This window comes from Ruegeria sp. AG1 (assembly GCF_056541705.1).
Genome location: NZ_JBQFYU010000018.1, coordinates 62,995 through 77,298, shown reverse-complemented (window position 1 = coordinate 77,298; position 14,304 = coordinate 62,995). Strand labels below are relative to the sequence as shown.

The 14,304-nt window shown below is 52.3% G+C and carries 8 protein-coding genes; 5 read left to right on the top strand and 3 right to left on the bottom strand.

The window, feature by feature from the left end; genetic code table 11:
* The first annotated feature begins 80 nt into the window (after positions 1–80).
* Positions 81–2,957, top strand: a complete 2,877-nt coding sequence (locus tag ACR0B5_RS21745; RefSeq protein WP_480543402.1) for a right-handed parallel beta-helix repeat-containing protein — start codon at positions 81–83, stop codon at positions 2,955–2,957.
* Between the two features lie 61 nt (positions 2,958–3,018).
* Here ACR0B5_RS21745 and ACR0B5_RS21740 read toward each other — a convergent pair whose 3' ends face one another.
* Positions 3,019–4,140: an acyltransferase family protein gene (locus tag ACR0B5_RS21740; RefSeq protein ID WP_480543400.1), complete on the bottom strand. Its 1,122-nt coding sequence runs from the start codon at positions 4,138–4,140 to the stop codon at positions 3,019–3,021.
* Positions 4,141–4,770: 630 nt separating this feature from the next.
* On the opposite strand from ACR0B5_RS21740, the gene ACR0B5_RS21735 reads away from it, so the two are divergent.
* From ACR0B5_RS21735 to ACR0B5_RS21720, 4 genes are all read left to right on the top strand, one after another.
* Complete coding sequence (locus tag ACR0B5_RS21735) at positions 4,771–6,771, top strand: acyltransferase family protein (RefSeq protein WP_480543398.1); 2,001 nt, start codon at positions 4,771–4,773, stop codon at positions 6,769–6,771.
* A 217-nt stretch (positions 6,772–6,988) separates the two neighbouring features.
* Positions 6,989–8,122, top strand: coding sequence for a glycosyltransferase 61 family protein (locus tag ACR0B5_RS21730; RefSeq protein ID WP_480543396.1), 1,134 nt, complete (start codon positions 6,989–6,991; stop codon positions 8,120–8,122).
* The gene (locus ACR0B5_RS21725; protein WP_480543395.1) at positions 8,119–9,273 is read left to right on the top strand and encodes a DegT/DnrJ/EryC1/StrS family aminotransferase; all 1,155 of its coding nucleotides are present in this window, start codon (positions 8,119–8,121) and stop codon (positions 9,271–9,273) included. The genes ACR0B5_RS21730 and ACR0B5_RS21725 overlap by 4 nt, the downstream gene beginning before the upstream one ends.
* 3 nt (positions 9,274–9,276) lie before the next feature.
* Positions 9,277–10,890 carry a hypothetical protein gene (locus tag ACR0B5_RS21720; protein ID WP_480543393.1) on the top strand — a complete coding sequence of 538 codons (1,614 nt, stop codon included), beginning with the start codon at positions 9,277–9,279 and terminating at the stop codon, positions 10,888–10,890.
* Between the two features lie 89 nt (positions 10,891–10,979).
* On the opposite strand, the gene ACR0B5_RS21715 is transcribed toward ACR0B5_RS21720, so the two are convergent.
* Together ACR0B5_RS21715 and xrtD are read right to left on the bottom strand one after the other, a co-directional pair.
* On the bottom strand, positions 10,980–12,305 hold the full coding sequence (locus ACR0B5_RS21715) for a glycosyltransferase family 4 protein (RefSeq protein ID WP_480543391.1): 1,326 nt from the start codon (positions 12,303–12,305) through the stop codon (positions 10,980–10,982).
* A gap of 174 nt (positions 12,306–12,479) precedes the next feature.
* Complete coding sequence (xrtD, locus tag ACR0B5_RS21710; protein ID WP_480543406.1) at positions 12,480–14,075, bottom strand: VPLPA-CTERM-specific exosortase XrtD; 1,596 nt, start codon at positions 14,073–14,075, stop codon at positions 12,480–12,482.
* Between the last annotated feature and the right edge of the window lie 229 nt (positions 14,076–14,304).

The following is a 14,304-nucleotide window of genomic DNA, read 5'->3' as shown; positions in this document are numbered from 1 at the left end:
CCGTGTTGACCGGAGATCATGTCACCTATCCCCAGGACGGCACGTCGTCTCCGGTTGAAGACCCCGTGGCAGAGGCCCCGGTGGACGACGCTCCGGTCGAGACGCCCGTTGTGGATGCGCCACCGGTACAAGACTCCGTGGCAGAGGCCCCGGTGGACGATGCTCCGGTCGAGACGCCCGTTGTGGATGCGCCACCGCTACAAGACCCGATTGATCCGACGCCGGGGGGGCAGGATGACAGCTCGGATGGGGGTAGCATTCCACCTGCAGATGTGTCTTCAACTTTTTCAGTGGTCGGCGGTCGTGTAACAACGCTACAGGTGGAAAATAGCGAAGCCATTGAAAGTATCTCTATTCTGGCAGGTCCGGACCACGGAAACCTTACCGTGAACCCGGACAATACGCTGGCGCTGGTGATGAGCCACGAGCACGAGTTTTCGGGTGAGATAAACTTTACCTATGAAGTCACTTATGCAGGCGGTGCCAGCGAAGTTCATAGCAGCAATGTGAACGTGCAACCGACCACGCAGGGTGATGGCTGGGGTAGAGGTGATCACTACATGCTCGAGCAGGATGAGAACGGGAATGTCGTGGTCGAGCACGGCGACAATCACCGCGAAGTCTATGTTTCGCGCAGTGCTGACGCACTGAGCATCTCGGATATCGCTGCTATTGAGGGACTGCGTGCTGACCAGATTACGGGGCAATGGCTTGTTAACAATCCTGAATACGGCAGCAGTGAAGGTATGGCGCTGGACGGTCAAGCCGGGATGATGCTGTGGCGTGAGATTACGGGTTCCGGTTCAGAGCCTTCTTCGCACTGGCTCTTGTTTGAGCGGGGATATGAATATGATGGCCTGGGTGGCATCATTGAATGGGGTACGCAAGGCGAGAGCCCGCTGCATCCGATCCATATTACCGCTTATGGTGACGGGGACCGCCCAACCCTTCATGACAACATCTCAATCATAGCCGATCAAAGCGACTACATTGTCTTCTCTGATCTAGAGGTGACAGGTGGGTTCACGTCTCTATCCGGGTCTCATTTGTTGTTCGATAACTTGGACATCAATAGCAACACCCTGTTAATCGACAACGCCAACGGCGTGACCTTGAACAACTCCACGGTCACAGATGTCTATTTGACGTCACCAACTGAAGGCAATTCTTGGACTGGCTACGAATACGCAACCGGGGTCTTGATAAGCAATGTTGAGGGCCTTCTCATCCAAAACACGCTATTTGACCAAAATGGCTTTGCTCCAGACTATGATCCGAATTTGTCAGCCTCTGGCGGCCAACCTCCGAGTGTGTTTAGTCACGGCGTCTACATTGACTATAACAACTGGGATGTAACCTTCCGCGACAATATTTCGATGAATGCGTCAAACAATGCGATGATGATCCGTTCCGGCGGGTTCATCGAAGATAACGTCCTCGCAAACAGCAACGCTGCAGGCAACTTTGCTGGAGGCAATTGGGACGGCTCTGGGTACATTGGCAACTATACGCTTTTTGCAGACAATGTCGTGACCTCTGCAGGCTATCACGTTGCAGCACACACTGCTGGACACTCTATAGGGATTCACAACCTCGGTCTGGATACAACGATGATAGACAACATCATCGCGCACTTGGCCAATCCCGACAATCCGGATGAGCTTGCCTACAAAGAATGGGCGGCCTACCCAGTTGAGCATAGCCAAAACCCGTTCTATGACGACACCATCGTGTATAATTGGGCTGCTGCACGGGAAGCGCAACCAGACCAGAACGTCGATGGGCTCAACACGGATGTCCTGAATGCGACGACGATTCAGAATTTCACTCAGCAGCTTCTTGGTGACCCGACAGCAGATATTCCGGATCTGGTGGCGTTTCTGCGGGCTCAAGCCCAAGGCGAGCTTGATCACTATGTGGATGCTGACCTGATCATCGACTTCTTCCAAGCAGGTTTTGGATTGGCCGTGGAGGATCGCGTCATCGCTGAAACCGCGCGGTTTGTGCCCAACGATTTGGGCGATGGTATCCGCTGGGACAACAGGCTTAACTGGACGACCGAAGACCTACCTGGCAGCGTTGCCGGCGATAGTGTCGATCTGGGCGGCAATTGGGTCAACTACGGTGGCACAAGTGTCATTGCAAACCTCGAGTTGGGTGAAGGTGGTACACTGACTGTTGGCAACGGCAGGCTGACTGTCACTGGCGACACCACTGTCGGTGAAGATGGTGGCGCGATTCAGGTTTCCAATGTCGGTCAATTGTGGATGGACGGTTACAGTGACGAGGATAGACTCGAGATCAATGTCGACGGTGGCCGTTTGGTCAATACCGGTGATATGAGCGGGAATACCCAGACTACCGTCACGGATGGTCAGGCGATTTTGGCCACAGATGGTGCTAACTACGATGTCGAGGCTGGTGCGATCCTTCATGTGGAGGGTACCGGCGCCAGGGTTGGGTTCGATGGAGAAACTGGCGACACCGCCGTGCTGCGCCTTGCCGAAGACGGTACGCTGTCCTTCTCAGCCGAGAATGGCGACATTGGCGGGATCAGGGAGTTCCGTTCAGGTACCTTCGGGGACGAAACGGATGTCGCTTCGGGCGCGAACCTTGGTCTGGGAACGCTTGAACTGAGCCTTTCTGGCCTTTCGAACGGCACGTATGAGTTGCTGTCAGTCGATGAGATTATCGGAGAGTTCACCGATGTGCAATTCAATGGATTGGCAGGCAACCAAGACGCCGATCTGGTGGTCGACTACGTGAGTGATACGATCACCCTGTCGGTGACACAGGGATCGGGCAACGTGAATATGTCATACGTCGGTGACGAGAGTGATATGGACGACCATCCCACAGCTCTTTGGGCGGCCTTGACAGATGGTCACGACCCGCATTCCGACAGTCTGCCAACGGAGATCTACAACGAAACCGATTTGGTTTTCATGATTGGTTGAGCCGACCACTCAGATCCTCGGGGTGGTAGAGTGTTCCTCTGCCGCCCTTTTGATTTGGAAATCAGGGTTTCTGCAGCAAGCCGAGGAATGGCTTTCGATGCTTGAATGACAGGAAGTAGTTTTCATAGGTTCTGAAGCTTAATTCGGAAATTGCGATAGAGATCGGAATATAAGCCAGCGTGACCAGCAGTGACCAACTTGGATCACCTACGGAGAAGCCGAAAAACGTCAGTCCCCTAGTTGCGAAATCCAACCCGATAAGATGATATAGATAAATACCGTAACTGATCGCCCCTACACGGGCAATGGATCGTAGCGATAGAAGTGGGGACAACGCATTGTCCTCTCGTACGACTAGCGACCCTAGCAGGAAGGCCATGATCAGATGCACAACGAGCTGTGGCCAGCCTGTCAGGTCTACCGGTAGGAATTCCAGAGCAACTATCAACACACCAAGCCACGCCAGCGCGCTCCAACGACCACCAAGGCTGCGTGACAAAGCCAAGAATCCGCGACGATTATTCAACATTACCGCCAGCAAAGAACCCAAAAGGATTGCTTCATAGGCCGCTCCCGGCAGCGCCCAGACTGCATTTTCGGTGCGCAGCGGGCCCGGCCACATTCCCCATTGCTGGGCATAGGCGCAAAATACAATAGCCGCTGTCAGAAGCCAGCCGCGGATATAACGCATATGAAGAGTCAAAAGTAGGGCTAGCGGCCATAAAAGGTAGTATTGTTCCTCGACCGAAAGCGACCATGTTGGTGCCAACAATGGGATATCTTCGACTAGGAAGTTGGCCATGAAAAAATAGTAGAACTTGACCAATGGCACATATTGGGTCTCGCCCTTGAATACGATGTAGTAGATAGACAACCCTGTCACGATCAGGAAATAGACTGGCAGGATCCGCAGCGTCCGACGCCAGTAAAAGCCAGCTATAGAAAATTGCCCTTTACGGGCCTCTTCGCGCAGTAGAAGCGTTGTTATCAAGAACCCGCTTAGTACGAAAAAAAGGTCCACCCCAAGAAAGCCGCGATCCAACAAGCGCAACGGTTCCTGACCCGGATCGAAGAGGGGACTGTGGTGCCACAACACCGCCGCGATGCATAGGCACCTAAACCCGTCGAGCGAACCGAAATGCCTTCTTGCAAGATAGGCATCATGTTGGTTTTTAGCCTGCATACGAAATTTCCGCTCAAACTGCGTCACTAGTATTGGATATACTCCCCCGAGAGAACCTGTATTGGAATTGAGTTTAGGTTGAATGTTTCGCACTGGCCATGCTGAGGAACGCAGAACGCCAGATATTTTGCAATTGAAATAAGAATAGTGATCCAGAGTGGTTCTGGCATACATGCTTGAGCCCTCTAGATGCCAGTGTGCAAAGATCGTTCAAAGGTCGATGCCGCTGATTGTTTCTGTTTTAGGCTGGAAACAGCTCGCCACTTAACTACTGTATCAAAGCGTACCCGGCGTGGTGCGGTCGTTCTAGAGGTTTCCAAGGTCAAGATACGGCTTTTGGAAAGCTGTTTGTGGATCGATTGAATGCATCATGTACTTGAAACCCAGAGGATTTCGCCGCGGGACTGGGGTGTGAAGCCCTGAGTTAAAAGCGTGCCGTTGAAAAGGCCCCTAAAACAATGCTTGCAGCCCTGAATTGCCGTAGCGTAAACTGAACCAGATACTTTGGCGCGACGTAGTCGACGCATTCTGAACAAATTCTGGCGACAAACGAATGCGGCTTGGTTTCGGTTTGTTTCGAAAGGTTGAGTGTAACGATCATTTAGTTTTGAGTACTTTTGGGGACAAATTATGTCGTCTTCGTTTTTTGACTACAGACGTGAAATCGATGGATTGCGCGCATTAGCGATCTTGCCGGTTGTGTTCTTCCACTTTTCGTTCCCCGGTTTGGGTGGCGGATTTGTCGGGGTTGATATCTTTTTTGTTATCTCCGGTTTTCTGATTGGCGGTTTGCTTTGGTCGGAACTCACCCAGACGGGTAGGGTTCGATTGGACCATTTTTTTCTCCGCCGGGTACGGCGACTGGCACCGGCTTATTTCGTGATGGCGATCAGCTGTCTTGTTTTCGGCTGGTTTGTATTTCTGCCGTTTGAGTTTCAAGAACTCGGCAAAGAGCTAATCGCTTCTACTGTTTATATGTCCAATGTTTATTTTTACCTGTCAGCGGGATATTTCGACACGGCAGCGGATGAGAAGCTGTTGTTGCACACGTGGTCGCTGGCGGTGGAAGAGCAGTTTTATATCGTTTTGCCGCTTTTTCTTCTGCTTTTACGGCATGTTCGGAAATGGTTGCCGATCATTCTGGTTGCCTTGGCGCTGGTGTCATTGGTGGCATGCGTTCGCGTCACATACCTGTCCCAGCCTGCGGCTTTCTATTTGTTTCCATTCAGGGCCTGGGAACTTCTTGCTGGTGTTTGCCTGGCTATATTTGGGCATCGCAACGGTTGGCAATGGTCCTTACACCCGCTTGTCAGTTGGATCGGCCTGATGCTGATTGTTGGGTCCGTGACGCTGACCCCTTCCGAGGAAAGCTTTCCCGGGATCTGGGCCCTAGCACCGGTTTTGGGCGCAGTTCTGATCATTGGGAACGGCAAAAACGCCAATCCCGTCAATCGGGCTTTGCGCCATCCTGTACTCGTCTTTATCGGATTGATTTCCTATTCCCTCTACCTTTGGCACTGGCCGGTCATCATGCTGGCCAAATACTATTCAGGTGAGGAATTGAGCCTGCTGGTGCGCGCGCTGTTGATCGGGGTTTCGGTGATATTGGCTTGGGCGTCTTTGCGGTTCGTTGAAAAACCTGTTCGTTTTGGGAATTTGAAACCCAAGGCTCTCTTGGCGGGGGCTGCCGGAGCCTCAATGATCACCCTCGGCGGTGGTGCTGCGATCTATCTTGGCGATGGGGTGGTCGAGCGGTTCCCCCACGAGGTAAGGACCCATATTGAAGCTTCACAGGATTTCAGATGGGATACACCTACTTGCCGCATCTCAGAGCGCTACGCGTTTCCAGGCAGCACCGTTTGCCACATCGGCCCGGAAGGTGATCCAGAAGTATTAATTTGGGGCGACAGCCATGTTGTTGCTTTGTCAGCTGGACTAGAGGCGGCGGCAAGATCGGCTGGTGTGCCTACATTGGTCGTTTGGCAACTTGGATGCGCACCTGTGTTCGGGCTTGGGAAGGACGAGAGCTTTCAGCCAGAATTGGAAGATAGGAAATGCGAAACCGCAAATATGTCTCTTCAGCAAGGCTTGGAGGAACTACCGGATTTCAAGGCGGTGCTGTTGGTGAGCCGTTGGGCATATCACATTGAGGGTAGGGGCGTTGGTTTGGATGCAGAAACAACGACCAAATTGTTTCCAGCAATTGATGGGCTTTCTGCAGATGATCAGCCACAACTTTTTGCAAAAGCGCTTTATTCTACTATTGTTGAACTGGAGAGAAGATCTGAAAGGGTGTTCGTCTTGGAACATCCGCCAGAAATTTCAAATTATTTGTCATATTTTTTGGCGCGCGACACTGCGCTGCGCAGTATGGATGATGGTGAACTTCTGGCCCGTACACTGGTTCACAGCAAAGATTTGGAACAACGGATGTACAATACAAACCAAGCGCTCAAACCCGTACTAGGCCGTCCTACTGTCACACTTCTAGAGACCTGGCCTGAATTTTGCATGGGCAACATTTGTTCAGCGATGAAAGACGGAAAAGCTGCATATCACGACAACAACCACGTAACCATAACCACAGCCCTGGCCTTGCAGCATCTGTTCTCTCCAGTGTTTGAGTGGTGATGAATTGGCGCGAGAAAATACAGTTTAGGAAACCCTCTCGCCAAAAAGCGGAAGTCACGGCGACAGCTCGAAAATTTATGAGAAAATACAATTTGATATTACCCGACGCGGACGAAGATGGTCCTTCCAGATGGATCGAAAAGGTCAAACCTTTTGACAAAATGTCCTTCACTTGCGATCGGTTTTTTCCAGAGACCGACCCTCGCCTGATCGCCGTATGTTTGATGATCTTGTCAAGATTTGGCTGCGCAGCTTTAAAGTACTGGGATCCCAACCGAAAAGGATTGTTTTTGTGGTGATCGATACTGTCAAAATGCGATGGATCGCCGCGCGATTGATGCGGGGGCGCGGAGGTGACTTCCTGAGCAATGCAAATCGTGTTCACGAACTGGCTCCGGGTGAACGCTCCTCAAGCCAGCCTGCGGTGTATTCGGAAGCAGACCTTGAAAAAATACGAAAAATTGCGCCTTGGCGTAGCTGGGATATCGAACAGGTTTTGATCAAAGGCGCGCCTATGGATCACGGACCGACGCTGTCTTACGAGATGTCTGATGTATTGATCTCTGGGGCATATCTTTACAAGAGCGGTTTGAGGGGGCGCTATGGAGCGAGCAACAATGGACTACTTGGAGCGCCCCAGAGCGAATGGCGTGAGCTGGACAGCGCACAACTTGTGACCTGTAGGGTCGGAAGTGAGCACTTCGGACACTTCATGTGGGACAACCTGCCGATGGAGCTTTTGCCGGGGCCGCGTGATCATCCAATCACCTTGAGCGCGTTACCCCGCTGGCACGAGGAAGGATATCGAAAGGTCTTTGGTATGGCGGCACCGCCTGTGGTTGCGCGTGGCCGTGTCAAAAAGCTAACGATTTATTCAGATGTTGGGCAAAACGCATTTCGGGCAGCGAGGTATCAGGAACTTCGGGAGCGGGCGCGTCGATTTGTGTTTGGCGATGGTCCCGTCCCGTATCGGCGAGGTGTCTACATCATGCGAGGGCGTGGTGGCGAACATCGTGAATTGGTGAATGAGGTAGAAATTGCCCGAGAACTGAAGGCCGAGGGCTTTGTGATCATCGACCCTGACAAAATGGGTGGGGAAGAAATTACCCGACTGTCTATGGGAGCTCGTGTTGTTGCCGGTGTCGAAGGCAGCCATATCGCCCACGCGCTTTTTTCCGTTGCAAATAGCGGTTCATTTTTGATCATACAGCCACCAGATCGTTTTTCGATGGTGTATAAGGAGTTTACTGACAGGCTCGGCTTGTCTTACGCTTTCCTTGTCGGAGACCCGGTCGACAACGGCTTTAAAGTTGAACCGGATCGTCTGAAGCGTCTATTGGAAAGGCTTTGAAGCAAATTCCTCGAGATGTACGCAAAATTGAAGAGCCGCCAAGTTTTGGTAAGACCCTTAATGGATTTGGGATGGAAAAAGCTGAGAAAAGGGCTCGTAGGTTAACCGCGCCGCATTTGGCTGTGAAATTCGTCGAGGCGAAGGATCCGGACATGTCCTTAGTCGCCAGCTTGCTGGAAACTTGCTCGGATATGAACCAATGGGCCAATTTTGGACCTCTATATGATCGACTGGTTGCCGACTACTCCACCCATATGTCGCTGGGCCCGGAATTGACACTGACGCCGTGTGCTAATGCGGGGATTGGGCTTGAGATGGCCGCGCGAGCTCTGGCGGCTGACGCTGGAGTGCCGAAGCTGAGGTGGGTTGGATCTGCCTTCAGCTTCAAGAACCTCGGGCGAGGTTACTTTTCGGAAATGGCTTTCGTCGATTGCGACCAGCAGGGCGTTTTGAACCTGGATGAACTCCTAACGCTGGAGTCAGACAGTTTTGACGGCATCATCGTGACTAATCCTTTTGGTCTGGCACGAGATTTTGACCGGTTCATCGCTTATGCCAAGCAAACTGGAAAGCAACTTATCATAGACAACGCAGCGGGGGTGGCGCGCAACATTCCGCCTTGGCCGTGGCAGGTTTTTAGTTTGCACCACACGAAACCCTATGGATTGGGTGAAGGAGGAATGGTGATGTCGCCAGCTTCTGTGGCAGAGTTCCTGCGCCTGCTGATCAACTACGACCGGATGCCAGAGGCACCAGAATACTGGCTAAACAATGGTAAGATCTCTGACATCTCATGCGCTTTTCTGATAGCACGGCTCGCAAACGTTGCCAAGTGGAAACCCGGCTATCAAGAACAGCGCGCTCGCATTGTCGCACTTTTCGAAGCCGCGGGCGCTACATCGCTTTTACCAACGGATGGAGCCCCGGTCACCAATAGCTTACCCGTGTTGTTGCCGCGCTCAATTGATCACGCTCGTCTTGCCACACTGAAGCTTGGTGTTGATATCGCCCGGCAATACCCACCTCTTGCACCGTTACAGCAAGTTAGTGCCATCTACGAGCGCCTGATCAATTTCCCGACCCACCCAGACTTGAACGTTCTAACGGACGCAGAAATTTCAAAGGAAATCGAACTTTTGCTAGAGCATTGACATATGGCCTATTCTTCACGTGCGGACTATGGACTGACGGCGCTTGTGGCGCTCTTGATTACCCTGTTGGGCGCAGCTCTGGCATACTGGGTTCTGATGCCAACAGTCGGCATAGACGATGCCAACATCACGCAAGTTTATGGTCGTAACCTCGCTGCGGGACATGGGTATGTCTACAATATCGGCGGTGAGAGGGTCGAAGGTTCGACGTCACTTATTTGGACTCTGATCAATGCGGCGGTCTTCTGGGTATCAAGAGCGCCTGAAATCTGTCTGGCCGCGCTTTGCACGGTGTTCACATGGGTTACACTCTTTTGTGCCATGCGGATCGCCCGAGAGTTGACAGCTGACAGCGGTCCGAGCCCCGCCCTTCTGACGGGCACGGCCTTTCTGGCCTTCCCGTCGTTCTTCGGTTGGATGATCTGGTCGCTAATGGATGTCACGCTGTGGGTTATGGTGATCGCGCTTTTGGTGTGGTCGCTATATCGGATCGACCGGATAGGGCCGCGTGGTGGTCTGATCGTGGGGGTTGTATTGCTGGCTTCGCTGTTGCCTGTGACGCGACCTGAAGGGATCGCACTGACCACGGCGCTGACGGGTTTTTACGTATTTCGCTGGCTGATATTTGGTGTGCCAGGTCTGTTGACCGGGCTTGTGATCGGATTGGCAGGTGCAGGGAGCTTTGCCGCGGCAACAGTCTGGCGGCTGAGTTATTTCGGTTTTCCAGTACCCAACACTTTCTACGCCAAAACCTCGAATGACCTTCTGGCTCAAGTTGAACTCGGTGCGCGCTATGTGTTGTCCTATTTGCAAGAACCTCAGAATGTCTTGTTGTTCGTCAGCTTCTGCCTGTCTGGTGCAGTGTTGGTGTCACGTGGAAATTGGGCGCAAAAGGGGGTCTTTTGGCTGTCAGCCTATCTGATCGTGGGCGGTGCAATGGTCTATACCTTACTTGGCGGAGATCACTTCGGATCGCATCGGCAGTTTTTGTATTTCTTGCCTCTGGCCTTGCCCGTCATTGTGTCCGGTTTGGCGATTTGGGTTCCCGAAAATCGGTCGCAGTGGCAGATTTCAACCCTGCTGATTGTGCCGTTCTTTGTGACGGCTTTGGTGTCTGGCGTCCGTTTTGCGCAAACGAAGGGCAATATGATCATAGAGTTTGCGATCGCCGATGCGGGACGTAAGCTTGGAGAAAAGCTGAACGAACTTCCAGGCGAGCCTTCCATAGGCGTGTTTGCCGCTGGTGCCATTCGTATGACCTACGATCATGAAGTTCTGGATTTGCTTGGGTTGAATTGGACGAAGATGGCTCATGCGCCCGACGATGGCTACCGTTCAGACGTGCCCAATCAGCATGGGTTCAACAACAACGTGTTTTGGGAGAACCCGCCAGATGTGTTCCCAGTTTTCCCATCCGATGGACAATGTCCCTCCGAATGGGTGCCGCTTTCCGGTTATCTAGATGCCGCTTCTGATCAAATCTCCCGGACTGAAAAGTTCCGAGCGACTTACGATCTTTTTTGCGATGGCGGAGACGCGTTCTATGCAGCGCGCAACTATGTCAGCCAAAACTTGGCAGGGGGCGAGAAGGGTGGTTTTCGGCAGGTTCTGCCCTGAGCATTTGGGGGATTGTCGGTTAGTGATCAGTTGTCTGGAACAGAGTGTTCAACATTTTAGAATTGGTCTTTGAAATACATAGCAAGGTTTCATGTTTTTTGCTCAGCGGTGTGTAGTTTCGCTGGGAACGGAATAGGTTTATCGATAGAGCGTTTGGAAACCCAATCATAAACATCGCTTATCTGTTCTGCCTTGGCCTGCCAGGTAAAGTGTTTTTTGACGTATTCCTTTATTACTTCTGATACTACCACGAGTTCATCCAAATTATCTAAAATGCTCTCTAGCTCATCTCGAAAGCGCTCGACTATCTCGTCGCGAGATCCTATCGGGACCTTGTAGCCCGTTCCAGGCACAAGTAGTTCGCCCGGTCCAGCATAGTCCACAATGACTGGCACAAGTCCCATTGCCATTGCTTCCAATACCACGCCTCCGCCAAACTCGCGGATGCTTGGAAAAGTCAGTAACTGGCATTTACTCGCTATGTCTTGAACATCCTTGTGTTCAACCCAACCATGAAAAGATACTGATTCTTTGACTCCAAGGTTCTCGGTGGTCTCTATCAAATCAGACATCATTGGACCATCACCGATGACATCCAGCTTCATTTTCCCGTCTGCAAGAAATGGAGCAATGGCCTCGATTAACATGTCAGGGCCTTTGTACGGTACGAGGCGCCCAATAAAACATGCACGCAAAGGTAATTTGCCCGAATGAGAGGCGATTTGGTTGAACCGCGTCATATCTACAGCGTTTTCAGGAATATAAATGCACTTTGTTTGAAACTGTTTTGGAATCTCGCTTTCAGTGTATCGTGATCCCGTCAAAATAGCACTTGCGGACGCCAGTGTTGCTGTTCTCCCCGGCAGGAGTTTATAGGCTCCTCGCACATAGGATAGCCACTCACGTTCTCGTCTTCGCTCAGCATCAAAACCTTGAGGCCACGGCACACCCCCGTTGAGCGGTCCTAGCACAAACGGGACGCCCGCCTTTAGGCATCGTTTTGCCAAAGAACTTGGAGTCGTGGGAGTAAGAGGCGTGATACGATGGACGATATCATACTCTCCTTCTCGAATGCGGCTGCCGAACTTTTTCCAAACGAGTTTTTCAAAATAGGGGTAAATGATGGCACTAATCGCTGTCGTCGTGGTCCAGCCCTTCCCCTCACCCATACGCAATACACTAGCAATTTTCCACATGGGTCGTGCCAATGTCTCGGAGTCTATGACCGTGAAATCAATGCCTTCTTGTAGCCCCGTCCGCTCTATTGCTTCGCGGTTTCGTATTTGTGTCACTAGGTGGACATGCGCGACATCTCGCAGTGCGTAGTACAGCGACCAACCGACAAGGGGAACACTCACCCATTCAGGGTTTGCGGCTTCAGCAACAACCAGTACCCGCAGTTTCTTTGTACTCATATGGGCGTGTTTCCCTGTGTAAATTGGTTGCGTCTATGGATTTCAAAGAAGCTGTCTGTTCCTTTTATGCGCGCGCAATATCTTTTTGATTTAACCAAATTATCTTCCGCTGGGGTAGTTCCAATCTTTGGAAATCCTAGCTCTTTCGGATGGCACAAAACGCTTGGATCAGAACTATGTTGCAGGGACAAATCGAGGCAAAGGCTGTGCGACTGCCTTCAGCGCCTCCATTAGCCTTTCTGCCGCTGCTGCATCACTTTCACCCGGCCCAATCGGCGTGGTCAGCCGGATGAGGGCTCCATCTGTTCGTCCTTTTCGAATACCATCTATCATCAACCAGAACTTGGCTGCCAGGTCCCAGGCCACCTTCCGACCTTTCTGGTCGAACCAATAAAAAACCATCATTCGAACTTCGCCCTGTTGAACGATGGCGCGGTTGATCAAAAAGGGCGCGTCGCTGCCGACCTCTGAGGCAATGTCAACGCGCTCCAACCAGGCGATCTCCCAGCCGCTACCGGGCAGGCAGATCTCAGGCGAATGGACGCCCCCCCGACCCTGATCGGCATACCAGGCCATGAAGAGGCCGACATCGGCGCCATCTGCCCGGGTCATATTCACTTGGCGGTAGTCGTCGGCGCCAAGCGTCTCCTCCACAATTAAGTCAAGTCGCTGATGTGGGCTTGTGCGCCAGTCACCCAGTGTTCGGGGAAAAAGCGCAAAGCGTTCACGGGTCACTTCGGTCTGGCCGCGCTCAGGGATTATCTGCCATGTAGCGACGGCGCTGACGGCCAGTATCGCAGCCGTGATGAGCGCGGCTGAGGGCTGTACCAATCGTATGCGTTTGGCTTGGGTCCATAGTCCTTCTGTCTCCAGGTCCAGAGCCTCAGTAAGACTCATTTTCACTGGGTTGAAAAACAGCATTATCCGGGCAAGACCGAACAGCAGCATCACACAGGCGACGAAGATCACCCATCCTTCGAAGAAATGGGTAAAACCGTCCAACCAGTCGAGCCCGTAGTAGTTTACGACGGTTCCCGCGATGGCGATGCGGACCGAGTTCATGATGACGGTGATCGGTGCGGCCGCGATCAGCAATACAGCCTTGTGCCACGTCGGGCCTTTGTAAAGGACAGCAAAGATGTAGCTGAAGCTGAGGATCGGGAATAGATATCTGAGGCCGGAGCAGGCTTCGGCCACATGCAGTTTGGTAACGCCCAAATCAATGATGTTGCCGTCAAGAAAAACAGGCACGGACAGAAGCCTTAGCAGCCATACGCCCAGTTCGGATGAGATGAGTTGCAGCCAAGTCGACATCTTGTAGTAGAGAGTGTCGGGTAGTGGTAGCATGTAGATCAGGTGCAGAACCGGTGGCCAAAAGTGTTTGCCTGTAGACCAACCGAAACTGATCAAAAGAATGCCGCCGACCCACAGGATCAGAGCATAAGCAGCTAAGTCGTCGATATTGGCCAGCCGTGCCAACGCACCGAAAACGAGTGCCACCGTCACAACCGACACGCCGACCCAACGATCACCTATGGGTCCGGGTCGTTCGGGGTAGTCTTTGAGTTGGCGGAGGAAAAGAAACCCGGACAGTATCGGAATCAACGGAGCGTGTGAGTATTCTGGCAGGGCCCAAGCAATACGAAGCGCATCAAGTCCTGGCGATAGAAAAACAAGCGCCCCGACTGTCGCCACCAAAAGCCATAGAAGGCCCAAGTGCACGCTTTTACCTAAAGGGCGCTTCAGAACGGTTTGGGCTGCGGATTCCATCATGAGGGTCTGTTTGCTAGGCTGGACCGGGGTGCTGTTTTTGTAGAAGCTTTGTTACCTTAAGCGTAGTCCTAAAGGCTTTTCAAACGCTCGATGGACAAAATCATGTCAAAGCTCTTTGCTGTCGGCGCGGTTTTCGCGTCCCGAAGCACAATCCTTTGCGCGATCTTCCGACCAATGACCCATGGCTTTAAGTTTGGTTGGGGGTTTCATATTGTCCGGCACATCC

Excerpts from the sequence above, each read along its gene's own strand:
- ACR0B5_RS21740 (WP_480543400.1), bottom strand. The coding sequence starts at position 4,140 with ATGCAGGCTAAAAACCAACATGATGCCTATCTTGCAAGAAGGCATTTC.
- ACR0B5_RS21735 (WP_480543398.1), top strand. The coding sequence starts at position 4,771 with ATGTCGTCTTCGTTTTTTGACTACAGACGTGAAATCGATGGATTGCGC.
- ACR0B5_RS21730 (WP_480543396.1), top strand. The coding sequence starts at position 6,989 with ATGTTTGATGATCTTGTCAAGATTTGGCTGCGCAGCTTTAAAGTACTG.
- ACR0B5_RS21720 (WP_480543393.1), top strand. The coding sequence starts at position 9,277 with ATGGCCTATTCTTCACGTGCGGACTATGGACTGACGGCGCTTGTGGCG.
- ACR0B5_RS21715 (WP_480543391.1), bottom strand. The coding sequence starts at position 12,305 with ATGAGTACAAAGAAACTGCGGGTACTGGTTGTTGCTGAAGCCGCAAAC.
- xrtD (WP_480543406.1), bottom strand. The coding sequence starts at position 14,075 with ATGGAATCCGCAGCCCAAACCGTTCTGAAGCGCCCTTTAGGTAAAAGC.